The sequence below is a fragment of the Bacillus mesophilum genome (genome assembly GCF_008923265.1).
In the GTDB taxonomy this organism is placed as follows: Bacteria; Bacillota; Bacilli; order Bacillales; family Cytobacillaceae; genus Cytobacillus; species Cytobacillus mesophilum.
Window position 1 is genome coordinate 957,762 of the sequence record NZ_WBOT01000002.1, and the last position, 16,446, is coordinate 974,207.

Annotated in this window: 18 protein-coding genes; 4 read left to right on the forward strand and 14 right to left on the reverse strand. The window is 39.3% G+C overall.

The features are described 5' to 3' along the window. Positions 1-107: 107 nt before the first annotated feature. Together F7732_RS09685 and F7732_RS09690 are read right to left on the reverse strand one after the other, a co-directional pair. Positions 108-332, reverse strand: coding sequence for a hypothetical protein (locus tag F7732_RS09685; RefSeq protein WP_151573643.1), 225 nt, complete (start codon positions 330-332; stop codon positions 108-110). A gap of 146 nt (positions 333-478) precedes the next feature. Continuing rightward, the gene (locus F7732_RS09690) at positions 479-985 is read right to left on the reverse strand and encodes a hypothetical protein (RefSeq protein ID WP_151573644.1); all 507 of its coding nucleotides are present in this window, start codon (positions 983-985) and stop codon (positions 479-481) included. A gap of 150 nt (positions 986-1,135) precedes the next feature. On the opposite strand from F7732_RS09690, the gene F7732_RS09695 reads away from it, so the two are divergent. Then, positions 1,136-1,579, forward strand: a complete 444-nt coding sequence (locus F7732_RS09695; RefSeq protein ID WP_151573645.1) for a YtoQ family protein — start codon at positions 1,136-1,138, stop codon at positions 1,577-1,579. 47 nt (positions 1,580-1,626) lie between these two features. Here F7732_RS09695 and F7732_RS09700 read toward each other — a convergent pair whose 3' ends face one another. Together F7732_RS09700 and F7732_RS09705 are read right to left on the reverse strand one after the other, a co-directional pair. Continuing rightward, positions 1,627-2,145: a DUF84 family protein gene (locus F7732_RS09700; protein ID WP_151573646.1), complete on the reverse strand. Its 519-nt coding sequence runs from the start codon at positions 2,143-2,145 to the stop codon at positions 1,627-1,629. A gap of 64 nt (positions 2,146-2,209) precedes the next feature. Next, on the reverse strand, positions 2,210-3,283 hold the full coding sequence (locus F7732_RS09705; protein WP_066442964.1) for a M42 family metallopeptidase: 1,074 nt from the start codon (positions 3,281-3,283) through the stop codon (positions 2,210-2,212). A gap of 162 nt (positions 3,284-3,445) precedes the next feature. On the opposite strand from F7732_RS09705, the gene F7732_RS09710 reads away from it, so the two are divergent. After that, positions 3,446-3,760: a PepSY domain-containing protein gene (locus F7732_RS09710; RefSeq protein ID WP_151573647.1), complete on the forward strand. Its 315-nt coding sequence runs from the start codon at positions 3,446-3,448 to the stop codon at positions 3,758-3,760. Positions 3,761-3,957: 197 nt separating this feature from the next. On the opposite strand, the gene trmB is transcribed toward F7732_RS09710, so the two are convergent. Next, a complete protein-coding gene (trmB, locus tag F7732_RS09715; protein WP_151573648.1) occupies positions 3,958-4,596 on the reverse strand; it encodes a tRNA (guanosine(46)-N7)-methyltransferase TrmB in 639 nt (212 codons plus the stop codon). Between the two features lie 209 nt (positions 4,597-4,805). On the opposite strand from trmB, the gene F7732_RS09720 reads away from it, so the two are divergent. Next, positions 4,806-5,084 (forward strand): YtzH-like family protein, encoded by a 279-nt coding sequence (locus F7732_RS09720; RefSeq protein ID WP_151573649.1) that lies wholly within the window; start codon positions 4,806-4,808, stop codon positions 5,082-5,084. Here F7732_RS09720 and F7732_RS09725 read toward each other — a convergent pair. The 9 genes from F7732_RS09725 to F7732_RS09765 form a co-directional block, all read right to left on the reverse strand. Continuing rightward, positions 5,081-5,857 carry a phosphotransferase family protein gene (locus F7732_RS09725; RefSeq protein WP_151573650.1) on the reverse strand — a complete coding sequence of 259 codons (777 nt, stop codon included), beginning with the start codon at positions 5,855-5,857 and terminating at the stop codon, positions 5,081-5,083. The genes F7732_RS09720 and F7732_RS09725 overlap by 4 nt on opposite strands. 258 nt (positions 5,858-6,115) lie before the next feature. Continuing rightward, positions 6,116-8,263, reverse strand: a complete 2,148-nt coding sequence (gene pulA, locus F7732_RS09730; protein ID WP_151573702.1) for a type I pullulanase — start codon at positions 8,261-8,263, stop codon at positions 6,116-6,118. After that, positions 8,260-9,243 (reverse strand): diacylglycerol/lipid kinase family protein, encoded by a 984-nt coding sequence (locus F7732_RS09735; protein ID WP_151573651.1) that lies wholly within the window; start codon positions 9,241-9,243, stop codon positions 8,260-8,262. Before F7732_RS09735 ends, pulA begins: the two co-directional genes overlap by 4 nt. Next, positions 9,236-10,222 (reverse strand): NERD domain-containing protein, encoded by a 987-nt coding sequence (locus tag F7732_RS09740; protein WP_151573652.1) that lies wholly within the window; start codon positions 10,220-10,222, stop codon positions 9,236-9,238. Before F7732_RS09740 ends, F7732_RS09735 begins: the two co-directional genes overlap by 8 nt. 108 nt (positions 10,223-10,330) lie before the next feature. After that, positions 10,331-10,882, reverse strand: a complete 552-nt coding sequence (thpR, locus tag F7732_RS09745; RefSeq protein ID WP_240056576.1) for an RNA 2',3'-cyclic phosphodiesterase — start codon at positions 10,880-10,882, stop codon at positions 10,331-10,333. Positions 10,883-11,035: 153 nt separating this feature from the next. Next, positions 11,036-11,893, reverse strand: coding sequence for a D-amino-acid transaminase (gene dat / locus F7732_RS09750; RefSeq protein WP_151573653.1), 858 nt, complete (start codon positions 11,891-11,893; stop codon positions 11,036-11,038). 78 nt (positions 11,894-11,971) lie between these two features. Continuing rightward, a complete protein-coding gene (gene pepV / locus F7732_RS09755) occupies positions 11,972-13,390 on the reverse strand; it encodes a dipeptidase PepV (RefSeq protein WP_151573654.1) in 1,419 nt (472 codons plus the stop codon). Between the two features lie 88 nt (positions 13,391-13,478). Continuing rightward, entirely contained in the window at positions 13,479-14,669 is a 1,191-nt protein-coding gene (locus tag F7732_RS09760; RefSeq protein WP_161598858.1) for an ABC transporter permease, read from the reverse strand. Continuing rightward, entirely contained in the window at positions 14,662-15,375 is a 714-nt protein-coding gene (locus F7732_RS09765) for an ABC transporter ATP-binding protein (protein ID WP_151573656.1), read from the reverse strand. The genes F7732_RS09760 and F7732_RS09765 overlap by 8 nt, the downstream gene beginning before the upstream one ends. 230 nt (positions 15,376-15,605) lie before the next feature. On the opposite strand from F7732_RS09765, the gene F7732_RS09770 reads away from it, so the two are divergent. Continuing rightward, on the forward strand, positions 15,606-16,088 hold the full coding sequence (locus F7732_RS09770; RefSeq protein ID WP_151573657.1) for a hypothetical protein: 483 nt from the start codon (positions 15,606-15,608) through the stop codon (positions 16,086-16,088). The last annotated feature ends 358 nt before the right edge of the window (positions 16,089-16,446 follow it).

Here is a 16,446-nt window from a genome sequence, read left to right on the forward strand (position 1 = left end):
CCTTCAACTGCCCAGTCCGACCATTCCACTCAACTCCGGGCGACACGATTCCTCTTATCAATCTAAACTCCCCGCCTCAGCCACCACCCATACAAACAAACAGACGGCTATAAACTAGCTAAAAAATCCAATAATACTAAAAGGATTAGAAAGCCTCCAACTATAAAACACCATAATATTTCCCAATTATTAAAAATATACCAAAAGAAAGATTTATCTTTTTCAAAAAACCTATGATTAACATACTGAAGTATTGACCCTAATAATAAAAATCCTAATCCAAACAGGAAAAGAAGAGGCCGATCAATATAACTTGTTACTTCCTCTGACATCTATAAACTCCTCACATCTATTCACTAAGAGGATTATATAATTCTTACTCACTGCGGATATAGAGGTAATTAAGTCCAATAACTGCTTGTGCGTCGCCATTACAAAAACACCCTAACTGGACATTAGGGTGTTTTTGTAACATCTTTTATTTCACTGTAACGGATTGGGCAATTTCCATCATCGAAGAAGCAGTTTCCGACAGTTCACTTGTTTTTGCTTGGGTAGTAAGCTTTACACCGCCGATTCCTACCGTCATTTCATTTAGTTTCTCTTCAGCTTCTTTAATTAGTAAGAATCCAAACCCGTCTTCTTTTTCAAACGTTTCATTTACTTCATAATCACCTTGGTTAAGTGTTGAATCATATACAACTTTACTGTCAGATGCTTCGTTTTGGTTGTAAAAAAGAATATACGTATTATTTCCATTGTTTAAAATGACATTGTTATCAGATTCATCTTCAATTTCATAACCTTGAGGCAAGTAAAATGCAATATCTTTATTTTCATTGTTTGTTTTTTCTGGTGATGTTTGAAAGGCGTCCTTAACTGCCTCAGTAATCGTACTTTGTTCTTCATTTAAAGAAGCGGAACAGCCGCTTATGAATAAGATACTGAGAAGTAAGAGCAAGGAAACGACCGAAATCTTCCTCATACTTTTTTCCTCCCTGTCAACATTTCAATTGTCCTATTCTATCATACATTTTCCAATATTCGTCTGACAACCCTTTAAGGAAAATTGAAGAGCGAATTTATCGGCTGCCGAAGGAAAAAGTGGTAAGATGTTACAAAGGAGGTAGATCCCATGAAGCTTTCAATTTACTTAGCAGGAGAAATTCATTCTGACTGGAGAAAAGAGATCAAAGAAAAAGCGGAGGCATTACAGCTTCCTGTCACATTTTACGGGCCAATGGAAAACCATGACCGCTCTGATTATATTGGAGAGGAAATTCTGGGCACTCAGCCAAATGACATTCTTCGTGATGAAGCCGCATCAAGCATAAACAACTTGCGCACAGAGCTGTTATTACAAAAAAGTGACTTGGTAATTGCTTTATTTGGCGAAAAATATAAGCAATGGAATACGGCTATGGATGCCAGCGCTGCCGTTTCACTTGGAAAGCCGCTCATTCTGATCCGCCCAGAATCATTGCATCATCCGCTTAAGGAATTATCCCAAAAAGCACATGTTACGGTAGAGCGTGTAGATCAAGCCCTTCAAGTAGTTCAGTACGTATTTTCTAACTAAAACAGAATCCGCAAGATTCACTTGCGGATTTCTTTCTGCTCTTTTAGCTATTCGGCCCGATTTCTGTATTCATATTGTCCAAGCAGCATGCTGCAAATATGTGTAAACATATCAATCCGAGAAATGCGGCCTGAAGTAAAGATTCCTATAGCTCCATCTTTTTTCCGTACATTTTCCTTTTGGGCATACTCATCCATTACAGGACCCAGTTCCATACCTGCCAGCAGCTTTACAGCTATTTCCTCAGGCAGTGGAATCCTTGCTCCTCCTGCAATAATCGGGGGCTGGCCTTCTTCATAAAGAGCTCCCCAATTGCAGAGATAAAGACCATATTCTGTTTCAACAACTCCGCCCTCTAACCCAATGCCAATCTCTCCGCTGCCTTTTTGCATTGCATCGCGGGCACGGTTAATCGCCCCGGTTATAGTTTCTTCATCAGAAAATGGCTGTTCGCTAACATTTGAAGCAGCATCAATGGAAAAAAGCTCTGCCGGGTATTCTTGAAAAGCAGTTTCAGCCGCTAGAATTTTTGCTGGGTTTTTGCTGCCGATCATTATTTTTTTCATCTTCAAACCCTCACTTAATATGTATAAATAAAGAGGCAGCCTATGCTGCCTCAATCATCTGCCTTTAGCTATTTTGACGAATAGAGTCTACTGTCGCACGGTCACTTGCTTTCACTAGCTTTACAAGCAGTTCCTTCGCTGCAGCATAGTCATCAACATGGACAATGGATGCGTGTGTATGGATGTATCTTGAGCAGATTCCAATAACACCGCTAGGAATTCCTTCATTCGAAACGTGGACACGTCCTGCATCTGTGCCGCCTTGAGAAACAAAGTACTGGTATGGAATGTTGTTTGTTTCTGCTGTGTCTAAAATGAATTCACGCATTCCGCGGTGAGTAACCATAGAACGGTCAAGAATTCGAAGCAATGCCCCTTTGCCAAGCTGGCCAAACTCATTTTTATTCCCTGACATATCGTTGGCTGGACTTGCATCAAGCGCGAAGAAGATATCTGGTTTAATCATATTAGCTGCTGTTTGCGCACCTCTTAAGCCAACCTCTTCTTGAACAGTTGCTCCTGAATAAAGGATGTTCGGAAGCTTTTCATCCTTTACTTCTTCAAGAAGTTCAACGGCTAAGCCACAGCCATAGCGGTTATCCCATGCTTTGGCTAAAATTTTCTTTTCATTTGCCATTGGAGTAAAGTCACATAATGGGACGATTTGCTGTCCTGGCTTAATGCCAAGTTCAATGGCATTTGCTTTGTCATCCGCACCGATATCAATCAGCATGTTTTTAATATCCATTGGCTTGCTGCGTTTTGCTTCATCGAGAAGATGAGGCGGAATAGAGCCAATGACACCAATAATTGGACCGTTATCGGTAATGATTTGTACTCTTTGCGCCAGCAATACTTGGCTCCACCATCCGCCTAATGTCTGAAAGCGCAGCATTCCATTTTCAGTAATGGAGGTGACCATAAAGCCAACCTCGTCCATATGACCGGCAACCATGACAGTTGGTCCATTGGCATCCCCGCGTTTTACACCGAAAATACTTCCTAAATGATCTTGAACAATCTCATCACTATTTTTGCTCAGCTGCTCACGCATAAATTTTCGAACTGCATGCTCATTTCCTGGAGCACCAGGAAGCTCTGTTAATGTTTTAAAAAGCTGCAATGTTTTTTCATTCATTTTTATTAGCTCCTTTATCTTGCACTTTGCAAAAGAATGCATTATGTATAAATCCTATTTTACAGAACTTTCACAATGCTTGCCACCTTTTCAATTGATAGGTTTGTATCATTCACGTTTTTTGATAAGATGAATGTAGCAAATATCTTTGGAGGTGCTTTCATGAAATGGAGATCATTTTTACTTGGATTAGGAATCGGCCTTGTCAGCGGCTATGCAGCGAAAGAACTGCTGGCTGAAAAATCATTGCAGTCTGCTGATAAAGTATTGGATCATGCCAAAAGGCTGTTTAAAGAAGAAGGTCCAATCAGCGGTTCGTGGATACATATGAAGGCTGAGCCTTATGAAAAAGGACTGCTTCATTATGATGTATATAAGGGCGGTATTTCCAGACAGCAGGATGATGTCACTGAGCAATACGAATTCGTTGCAGACGCAAAAACAGGAACGATATTAGAAGTATTTAAGCTTGTATAATGAGTGCCGCGGCTGAATTTGCCGCGGTTTGCTGATTTTATAAGCTTCATCGATTTAAAAATTTTTAATTAAAACTCGTTTAATATTAAGGTGTACTAAAAGTCATTATTTTCGCCGTAAATATGATTTATTCAAGGCAATGTCAATTTATCTCCAAAAATAACCGGGACAAAAAAACTTATCCAAAAAGGATAAGCTTATTGATAGCGAACCTCACAGCGATAAATTCTGCTGCCTTTATTCGAAAATTTTTCTTCATATTCTGTCATAATATTTCCTTCATAGTCGCTTTTATGCAGATCAAGACTCACATAAGTTAACAGCATTCCATATTCTGAAAAGCTTGTTAAAGAGTACTCAAATAGCCCTTGGTTATCTGTCTTGAAATGAATTTCTCCCTGATCCACGAGAATATTTTCATAAATCTGCAAAAAGCTTTTATAAGTCAGCCTTCTTTTAGCATGGCGTGATTTAGGCCATGGATCTGAGAAGTTTAAATATACGCGGTCCACATCACCTTTAGCAAAAAACTCTTCAAGGTCATTTGCGTTTACATTCATTAATTTAACATTCGGAATTTCTTCCTCAATAATGCGGTCCAGTGCTGATACAATCACACTGTCCGCCAGTTCTATGCCTATATAATTAATATGGGGATTTGCCTTTGCCATTCCTGTTATAAATCTGCCTTTGCCTGTACCAATTTCGATATGCAGAGGCTGCTTCTGATCAAAAACAGTATCCCAATTGCCTTTATGTTCTTGTGGCGAAGCGATCACATATTGTGGATATTCATTTAATTTATCTTTAGCCCAAGGCTTGTTTCTTTGTCGCATACTGACACTCCTAAAAAATAATATCCTTCAAAACATATCATGCAGAACCTTTAAGCGCAACCCTTATAGCATGTATTCAAGATTCTGCCACGTATAAATAAAGAAGGGAATCACAACCTAGTTGTGATTCCCTTTTTCTCTGCTTTATAGAGCTTAGAAATAAAACCATTCGCAAATGTATTCATTCTTAGGCAGAAAGGATGTCTGTTATGCCATTAAACCAGCAGGATCAGTTTTCATTATTAAAAGATATTTTAAGCAATCATCAAAATGATTGCTGTGGCTCCGTTGCAGAATGTGAACAGCTTGAACGATTAGTCAAATCTTTAATGGTTCAAACCAATTCAGATCGCCATATCCAGCCTGTTTTAGAAGAAATTTACCGCTATAGCCAAAATGGGATCGCTGCACCGGAATTAGATCAGCATATTGAATCCAATCAGCAGGAGCTCTCACAATGGGTAACTGAAATCAATCAATATTCTTAGTCTAAAACAGCAGTAAGGAATTCTATCCACTTATCCATTTCAGAATACCGTTCTTTACTTTTATGCCATTGAATAAAATGAAGCGTTTGAGCAATGACATACCACTTCATGCGCAGGCGCAAATGATCTGTTAATTGTAAACCATAACGCTGCACCCATTCTTCCCACTGGTCTTCAGGAATATACCAGTAAAGAAGCATGCCAAGATCAATGGCTGGATCTGCAATCATGGCACCATCCCAATCAATTAGATACAACTGGTTGTCCTCAGTCAGCAGCCAGTTGTTATGATTGACATCACAATGACAAACCGTTACCTCTTCACAATCAATTTGCTCAATGGATGTATGCAAAAATTGAAGGCCCTTTTGTACATAATCATGGTGCCTAAGTGAAGGATCTAACTGCGTATTAACCATATTTAATAAGCTTTCAGGCTGTAAAGGCGGTTTTCCGATCCTCATTAGCATAGCAAGCAGCGGCTTAGAGGAATGGATTTTGTTCAACAGCTTTGCCACTCGCTCATCATTCATGTCCACTGCTTTCAGCTCTCTGCCATTCAGCCATTGCTGGGCTGTTACCACATCACCGTTTTCCATTCTCTTTGTCCAAACGAGCTTAGGGACAATACCCTCTGCAGATAATACAGCGAGAAAGGGGGAAGAATTTCTTTTCAGAAATAATCTTTGCTGTTCAAACTGAGCGAAATAAGCTTCACCAGTTGCTCCCCCAGCGGGTACAATTTCCCATTCCTCTCCAAAAAAATGTTCCAAGATTGTTCACCTTCAATTTGCTATGCTTCAGCTTTACTCGATAGCTAAATTAGGCTTCAGCAGCTGAAGCCCAACGTTGCATGTATGCATTATTTTAATTAAATATTTAAGTTTTACAGTTTTTGAACCATCAGGGCTTTATTGAAGCTCCTTCATTTTTCCAATAAAAAAAAGCTATTGATTCCATTTCAACAATAGCTATAATAGTAAATTTTATCTCTTTAGGGCTTTAGCCGTCAAGTCTATCTCCATAAGCTTTTATATTTCCTCCTGAATTAGAACGTACGTGCTGATAGGCTTCAATATCATATTTTTCGAAACAGCCTCCAGCTCATTTATTCCTGCATATTGATCGTTTGCGATTACAGACCACCTTCCTGCGGGGAGATCCGCAATACAAACATCATGAAAAGGATTAATGAACACTAGTATTTGGTTCCAGCTTCCAAACTCCTTTACTTCCTGCAGTGCAAAACCTAAAACAGGCTTCCGCTCTTCTAGAATACGGAGATGCTTTCGAATTCTTTCAGCCTCTCGGAAGCGAAATGCTCCGTGTTTTTTGCGGATTGAGAGAATCCCTTTAATATAATCTACATGATCAACATATTTTTCTTTTCTGCTCCAATCCATCTGATTAATTTCATTTGAAGAACGGTAGCTATTTCCCACTCCTTGCTTTGTGCGGAAAAATTCCTGTCCGCTGTGAAGAAATGGAACACCTTGAGCCAAGATTGTCATCACGGTAGACAATCGATGGCGCAGCATTAATTTGTGTACATCTTCATCCGGAAAACAGGCAGTGATCTTATCCCAGAGCGTATGATTATCATGGGCTTCCACATAGTTAATGGACTGTTCAGGAGAGAGGAATAATCCCTTCTCATCCAGCATCCCAATACTGCCGCCGATCACTTCCGCAGCATCATGGTAATAACCTGCATTTCCTAACGCAAAGCCTTTATCGTATAAATGAAACGTACTGCCTTTTATTCGATCCCTAAATCGATCATTAAAATGAGCAATTCCCGGCATCTTAGACTGATTGCGCATACTCGCTTTTTTCTCTGCTGGTATAGGTGTATTTAACTCCCATCCTTCTCCCAATAAAAGAACCGAAGAATCGTTTTCAGCTGTTTTTTCTCTAATCAGGTTCATGGTTTTAACATCGAGGATTCCCATCAAATCAAAGCGGAAACCGTCAACATGATATTCTTTTTGCCAAAACAGTACAGAATCGATAATGAATTTCCTCGCCATTTTCCGCTCTGAGGCAATGTCGTTTCCGACCCCTGTTCCATTTGATGGCATACCAAAAGCATCATGCCGAAAAAAATAGCCGGGAACAATCTTCTCAAATGCAGAGCTTTCCCGTTCGTATACATGATTGTATACGACATCTGTTATAACCCTTAAACCTAATGAATGGACAGTAGATATTAATTCCTTCAATTCTTTAATCCGTGCGTAAGGATCTCTGGGATCTGTTGAATAGCTTCCATCAGGCACATTAAAATGAAGGGGATTATAGCCCCAATTATATTCGTTATTACTCTTTACCTCATCAACGCCTGCAAAATCATGAAAAGGAAGAAATTGAATATGAGTTACACCAAGGTCAGCAGCGTATGATAATCCTGTCAATCCTCCACCACTGTTTTTTGTGTTTAATTCACCCGCACCATTATATAAACCTTTTTGATTTACACCGCTATCATGATGGATCGTTAAATCACGAATATGTGTTTCATAAATTATGGCATCTACATGACTGCTTAACGCTGGCAGCTCTCTTTTCGTCATAGCTGTCTTTTTCAAATCAACAATCACACCATGCTCTCCGTTTGGCGTAAGCGCAGCTGCATATGGATCCACAGCCTCCTGCCAGCGTAAATTAACGCATACAAGATATGTATATTTTCTTCCTTCCAGGTCGCCATCGATTGTCAGCTCCCAAACTCCTTTATCTCCTCTATTCATCAGCTCTTCTTGTGACTCACTGCCATCATCATTATAAAGTCTCAGTTTCACCTTCCCAGCTGTTGGAGCCCATAGAGCAAAAGACGTCTTTGCTTTTGCATAAGTAAAACCCAATTTGCACTCTGTATAAAATAACTCATCAAATGCCTCTGTGCGAATGACGGCACCTATTTGTAAATCAGTTTTATTTCCATGTTCATCTTCAATCCAATACTCCGATCCAATGTCTATACTCTGTTCCAGTCTGCAAGAATACTTTACATACTCCTCAATTAGCTCGCTGCCAAGCAATTCAAGCTGGACTCTTTCTTGATCTTTTTGGATAAAAAAAGCAGCCGATTTTCCTTCATAATAATCATAAGGAAGCAGGATGGTTATCAAGCTGATTTCATCTAAATATGCTTCAAAATCCCTTTCAATCTTAATCAACACTGCCGAACCTCCTCTTTTTCCTTCTGATTAATTCCATACAAAACTTGTACTTGCCGCGGCAAAAGAGCAACTGATATCGGGGTATTCCCGGCTGCCTCTCCATCTGCATGAACAGAAAGCTGGGAACGGGAGTCTACTTGAATCGACCTTCCCTTAAATATTTCAACGCCTTTTATATGTACATGATTACCGGAAAAAACAGTTAGAAATACAAATAAAAGCTTCAACCTGGACACATGATGAACAACGGTTATATCGAGCTTGCCATCTAGGGGAGAGGCATGGGGCGCAATCTTCATTCCTCCGCCGTAGAATGGCTGATTGGAAATCGCAACAAACCAAACGTTAGTAAACTGATAGCGTTTCCCATCAATCGTTATGTCTAATTCCGTTCTCCGGTATGTGAAAAGCCTTTTAAGCAATATTAATACATATGCCAGCTTGCCTAATGAAAATACATTTAGCAGCTGCTTAAAAGGTGAATGGTTCGCCTCAAAAGCAACCTCGGCATCGAAACCGGCACCCATATTGTTAATAAAATAATTTGGTTCTTTATTGTTTTTTTCGTATATGATACCGATATCAACATATGTGCCTTTCTGATCTCTGATAGGCAGTAACTCTTTTAAGGCTGTCATGGCATCGCTGGAAACATGAAAACCTTTTGAAAAGTCATTTCCTGACCCGCCTGGTATAAAGGCGATTTTGACATTCTTATGCTTCACCGCACCATTCATGACCTCGTGCATCGTACCATCACCGCCAACCACTGCAATAAGCACAGGTTTCCCCCGCTTTTGTTCTGCAATCTTCTTTGTCAGTTCGGCAGCATGGTTCTTTTCTTTTGTAAAATAAGCAATGTAAGAGACGTCTTCTGCTTTTAACTGTTCCTCAAGTTTTCTCCATATTTTAAGGCAGCCCCCATTTTGCGCAGACGGATTCACGATACATATGAGCTGGTCAGTCTGCTCATTCATCCTGCTGCTCCCATTCCAGCCGCCGAATGGAGGATGTAAGACAATATTGAAGCAGATGAGATGCTGCTTTCATTTGAATATGCTTTAAAGGTGAACGCAGACCCCTCATACTCTGAAACCATTCATCATATTTTCTTGATTCTATAAATTCAATATCGATTGGCGCAGCTGGGAAATCAATGTAACCATTTCTGCTGATGATTGCTTTTTTGATCGGCAGTTCAATATCATGCAGTTTAAAAATCTGTTTAGCAATCTTTTCAGTCCGATTTAAGGCAAGCATCGGATTTAATATTTTCTTTTCGCCATTTTTTCCGCGCTTTAGCCAGAAATGTTCCTGAGACCCCACAAACACTGCATTTTCCTCTTCTTCTAAGAAACTGATACACCATAATTCAGTCGGTGTGATCACCATCGTTTCTGTTTCTACCGGAGCATTTTTCAGCAGAAAAATCGGGTGGAATAAGACAAGAAAGGTGTCTGGAAAGCGCTGCAGAAAATACTTTAACTGTTCATTATAGTAAAATGTTTTATCGACAAATGATTTTTCCATTAAGGTGGAACTCGCCCATTTCATTTGGAATCGAAAAATCTGATCGAGAAATTGCTGTTTTAAAAGTTCTAGTGAATGTGGCCTGCTGCTATAAGAAACACTGAATTCCAGCTGATCAGCTTGGTCTTGATTTTGCTTTTCGCCGCTTGATTCCGCTGCATGTACCTCCATCGGTTCTTCCGCTTTGCGCTCATTTTTAAAAAGACCTTTTAGTTTCTGCAGAATCTGCTTTTCCTCTGCTTCAGGCGTCCAATTTTCTTCCACTAAAGCTCTTTCAAAGAAAGGTGATGGCTCATCCTTGTTTTCCCAGGCTGCTTGCAGTTTTTCCCATTGCTGCTTTTTAAGCCTGACATATCTGGAAGGGTATAAATATATATTCTGCTCATATCTTGACACATAGTCTTGTAATTTAATTAATTGTCCCATTTCTGCCCCTGCCTTGTTTCTTTTATTCTTAGGCTATTTTTCGTTTTTATAAATGTGCGAACTTACTGCATGGCATTCGCTTAAACCGGCCTATATCTCATTATATATCTACCGTAAAGGAAAAATGGCTATTCTTTCGTATTTTGGTGTTTGATGCATATTTGTTTTGTATAACACAACTTCGTTTGCCATAAACATCCATTCCTTAGGCTTAAAAAGTTCTTTTGAATAGGCTGACTCATCTTGCCATCTTCTTGCCACTGTTATATGGGGCTTAAACGGACGGGTCTCTAGCTGGAAGCCTGCTTTTAAACAAGCATCGTATACTCCCTTTCTCACTGTATGCAAGGGCGGGCTTTCTTTCAATCCAGCCCAGAATATGCGCGGAGAATCAGCTTGGCCAAATACACCAAGCTTATCTATTCGTAATGAAAAAGACCCTATTTCTTCTTGCTGCAGAGAACTCCTCACTAGATCGATCGCTTCCGCCAGCATGTTTTGCTCCGCTCCGCCAAGAAAGGCAAGTGTAATATGATAGTCTTCCTGGTGAACCCATGTTTTAAATGGAAGGTTTCCTTTATATGTTTCAAAATAACTCCACATTTCCCTTTTTACATCTTCAGGCAAACTTAAAGCAAAGAAATTATGATCTCTTCCCACTAAATAACCTCCAAAATACATTTTTTTCATTTTAGCAGATGAAGGAGGCAGTTTCCAAAGAGGCGGGAGTATTTTATTCAATGCTGTTAATTTACTGCTTTCTGAGAGAATAGAAAAAACTCCTCCTAGAATATCTAGAAGGAGTCTCTATCATTACATAATCTTCCCGCACTGTTCTTCGATCTCGTGCAGGAACAGCTCTTGCAGCTTCTTTGTTACCGGTCCAGGCGCACCTGCTCCGACTGGCTTATCATTGATATGAATAATCGGCATGATCTCCGCTGTGGTACTTGATAAAAACACTTCATCAGCCTCTAATAGATCAGTAAGTGTGAAGGCTTCCTCTGCATATGGAATCTGATTTTTTTCACACAGATCAAGAAATACTCTTCTTGTAATTCCATTTAGAATGAGATTTGTAGCAGGGTGTGTAAACACTTTGCCGTCCTTAACAATAGAAATGTTGGAGGCACTGCCTTCTGTCACCGTTTCGCCTCGGTGCTGAATGGCTTCAAAACAGCCTGCTGCAACGGCTTCCTGCTTAGCTAAAAGATTGCCAAGAAGATTTAAGCTTTTCACATCGCAAAGCAGCCATCGAACATCTTCTTTTAATAGAGCTTTTACTCCATTATCCATGTTTTCAGAAGGGCGTCCGACATGTTTAATATTTGCGGTAAAACCCAGTGCAATCGTTTCAGCAGGGAACGGATGATTCCTAGGTGAAACCCCTCTTGTAAATTGCATATAGATTGTTCCAAGCTTTAAATCATTCTTGCTGATCAGCTCTGCAAGCAGTTCTTTAAGTTCTTCAACGGAATAGGGAATCTTCAGACCAATTTTCTCTCCGCTTACATGAAGGCGTTCTAGATGTTCATCTGCCGTAAACATTTTTCCATTATATACGCGAATAACTTCATAGACTCCGTCACCAAATTGAAATCCCCTGTCCTCAATATCTACTTTTGCTTGTGAACGTTCTACGAATTCTCCATTAACAATGACATATTCCATTTTTCCAGCACCCCTCACTAATAATTGCCAACGCACTTTAAAGCACTAAACTTTCTGCTATCTTAACAGCCTATTCTCTTATTTGGCAAGCTCAAAAATTGCATGAGCATAAATCGCGGCAGCCTTTACCAGATCTTCAATATACATATATTCATCCTTTTGGTGGGCAATGTCTTCTCTTCCGGGGAAAAGCGGACCAAAGGCAACTCCAGATTTTAACGACCGTGCATATGTGCCGCCGCCGATTGAAAGCAGCTCCGGTTCTTCTCCTGTCTGTAATTGATACACCTTTTTAAGCGTTTGAATAAGAAAATCATCTTCAGCAACATGATGAGGTTTTGAATCTGAAAAATTTTCAATGGCAAACCGATTTTCTTCCAATAGCTGGTCCAGTTTTTCTTTTGTCTGATCCATCTCATTCGTAACAGGGTATCTTACAGTTAAACCAAGACGGCCGCCTTCTTCTTTTGTATAAGCAAGTTTTCCAACATTAACAGTTAATTCGCCTGTGATGTGATCCTCAAACGCAATTCCAAGCTTTTTCCCGCGTGAATCGCCGGAAAAATATCGGTTTGTAAATGTAATAAAATGCTGAGATTCTGCATCAAGCTGAATACCCGCAAGGAAATTAGCCATCAGTAAGCCGGCATTCTTTCCATTTTCAGGCTCTAATCCATGAGCAGATACTCCTTGAAGTTCTAAAATTAACATTCCATTATCCATATAATATTTACCTTCAAGAACTCCATCCCGAAGAAAATCAGAGTACTTTTGCACAATCTCGGTTGGTTCAAAGTGGATCAGCAATGAAGCCTTCGCAAAATCAGGGACCATATTATATCTCAAGCCTGAATGAAAGCTGTTCACTTCTGCCTGAACATTTTCAGCTTCCTTATGTTCTTTTTTCAGCTGCACAATATCAAAGTCGGAGATCCCTTTCTCCGCATAAATGATTGGAAAATCAGCGTCTGGAGCAAATCCAAGTGTTGGCATTTCTTCATGCTTAAAATAATGATCCACACAGCGCCAATTGCTTTCTTCATCTGTGCCTATAATCATGCGAACTCTTTTGGAAAGAGGCAAGTCCAATTCCTTCACAATCTTCATGCCGTAATATGCTGCCATTGTTGGTCCTTTATCGTCAATTGCTCCTCTTGCAAAAATTTTGCCATCACGAATTTCAGCTCCAAAAGGATTACTTGACCACCCGTCCCCTTCTGGAACAACATCCACATGACATAGAATTCCGACGATCTCTTCTCCTTCTCCAAACTCTAAATGTCCTGCCAGATTGCCGACATTTTTGGCTGTAAAGCCGTCCTTTTCACCGAGTGTCAGCATAAAATCCAGTGCCTCTTTTACCCCTTGTCCAAGCGGCGCATCTTTTGCTGCATTTTCTTCGTCCAGCACACTTTTAATTTGCAGAAGACCTTGCGTATCTTTAATCAGGCTTTCTTTTCGATTATTAACTTCCTTGTTCCAGTCAAGCACATTCATGATTCATCCTCCTCGAAATCTTTATATGTATTTTTTATAGGTTTTTCATTCTCATCACATTATAAAACAAAACGATGAAAATAGTTGATTATTGCATTTGATACAGAATAGAGAAAGAGGAATATATAAACAATCCCACTGAGGAGATTCCGATAAGCAGCAGAATCGCAATAAAGTATAAAATCAAAATCGTTCTTTTTCTTGCTTTAAAGTAATCATTAGCTTCTGTATATTTCTTTGTAATTGGATTGACTTGAAAGACCTTATCCCAAACTGACTGAAGCCATGTATACATCATGAACAAGTAAGCGAAAAAGATAATGGATTTAATCCACAGCGGCGGTATCACAACTATAGCGGCCGCACCAACGGACGTCATCTGAAAATAACTGAGCCAATAAGAGTAATTACGTATAAATGCCTTTATAAAAAGTTCTGTAAACCCATTTGCCTTTGTTCTCTTTTTGAACATCCTTTTCGATCTTCTAAATAAGAGAGGACGTTTCCTTTTTGTGATGACAGGCTTCTCTACATCTTGTGAAATGGTAAAAATCATATTTATGCCTGAGTTTTTGTTTTCTTGTCCCATCTTGATGTCATGATCAATCGTTGAAACGTGCTGCAGCGCCCGATAGGAAACAATCACACTGCCAACCAGCAGGATAAAACTCATACCAGCCAGTACAAGATTCAAGAGGTCTCCACCCACAAATAGAGAATAGGCACCCAGATGTATTCCGCCTAAAACGGCAAATAAACATATTCCTGTGAACATGCCGATCCAGCGGCTTTCTATCCTTTTCCAATGATATTTACAAATTAGGATCGTGGAGCGGAGTGAAAAAAAATAGAAAAATAACAAAAAAATTAACCCAATCCCAATATTGAATTTCACAATAAAAATGGGTGAGAGAATAATCAGTATAGCAATTGTGCCCAAAGCCTCTGCTGCCACTGAATAACCATAGCCAAAGACTTTTACACCCAGAAAAAGCTTTCTTCTTTTCACTAAATATAGTTTATCTGCTTCTTCCACATATGTCTGAATATTGCCATACCACGACAGCAGGAATAATCCGAAAAAGAAGATTGATAGGTGGAGAGGCTCTGCCCATGCTGGCGTCTCCTGCCACCATGAAATATATCTAAAAATACCAATAAGTATGGCTGGTATGATGATATAAACAACAACGGTCCAATCTGCCACAGTTCTCCAGACTTTGCGTTTGTATCGCTGGTTTTCCTTCAGCCTCCGAAGAAAAATACTGCTGCTATTCATTGAACTTACCCTCCGCGATTTGGTGAAAACAATCAAAGAGAGAAGCATTCGGCAAACAGCACTGCTCTCTTATGTCTGCCAATGTGCCTTTCGCCTGCAGCTGTCCTTCATGAATCATTAAGAAACGGTCACATACCTTTTCTGCTGTATCCAAAACATGTGTTGACATTAAAATTCCTGCGCCTCTTTTTCTTTCTTCTTCGATGGATTCAAGAAAAAGCTTCATTGCATTAGGATCTAATCCGATAAATGGCTCATCAATAATATAAATATCCGGGTCTGTGATCATCGATAATACTAATATAGCTTTCTGCTGCATTCCCTTTGAATATTTTCCAGGAAATTCATGAGCATGTTCAGCTAATTTATATTGCTGCAGCAATTTATTCGCTTTCTCTTTATATGTATGATCATCCAGTCCTTCTACTGCTGCAACAAAATCGAGGTGCTCCCATAATGTTAATTCATCGTAAAAAATGGGCCGCTCAGGAATGTAAGAATACGTTGCATTTTCTTTAAATGATATTTCTCCATCTTTATAGGGCAAGAGCCCAAGCAGGGTTTTAATGGTTGTACTTTTTCCAGCACCATTTGGTCCAATCAGTCCGATGAGCTCGCCTTTTCCGATTGCAAAGGCAATATCCTTTATTTTTGCTTCATCTTTTTCATAGCCAGCAGCTGCAATATTTACTTGTAATAGATTCATTCATTTCCCTCCCTATCATTTATACGAATTAGAAAAGAAATGGTTTTGGTAAATTTATATTTTTAATATTAAAAACGCAAAATATAGTAAAATAAGCAATAATTAAAAGGAAGGTGAGATTCTTGGAAGAACAAACATTTACAATCAGAATGGATACACCATATACACTTAACTTTTTACTATTTTTACAGAATATATATGTGAATCAAAAGGAAGGGGAAAAAGGTTACTTGAAATTTCCTTATATCCCTCAGCTCAAATGTCTTGCCGAGGATTTTGAAAATGAACTGTCGGTACTTTGGGATAAAATAAACTTGCGACTTTCAAAAGATCCTGGCAATGCGGAAGATCTTGAGATTTTCCACAATGAAAGCTGCCCTTTTTACGAGAAGCTTTTTTTGAACAATCCAGAAAGCTTTCAGGAATACAAAGAAGTCTTTAAAGGATTTCAAACCTGGTGGGAAAGTGTGGCAGGGAAGTTTTCTATTGAACTTGCAGCTTATGAGTTAAGCCATAACTTATTTCATGAGTTGACTGCATCCTTCGATACCAGCAAAATTATGCCTAAAAGTCAGCTAAAGATAAGTGTTCTTTATGATGACTGGCAATTTGAAAGAAAAACTTATTCCTATTATGAAACTATTTCTATAATAGATTTTGCAGGTGATCGAGGCTCTTTGATTCAAAGATTACAGTACTGCATTCAAATATAGTGAAGATGAACTGTTAATCATTTCACTCCAGCTTAAAATTTTTATTTAAAAAGGCAACAAAAAATGCTGAACAAAACTAAAATGATCTTTCTAAAAAATAAATATTCACTATATGATTTTGGTATTTAAAGAAGCCCATTCCACCTACGCTGTGGGGTCTTACCCTTTCAACAAGCCCGTTCCATTGCGCTGCGGACTCTCGCTTTCCGAGGGGAGGAAGCTGAGCCTCCTCGGCACGTGCACTGCCCCCCTATTGTTGGACACTCCAACAATAGGAGGCGAACTCATAAATGACTCATCTTACCAAGGAAAAGAAACTTCAAATTGCTAAACGTTATTTAAACGAAATGATTAGTTA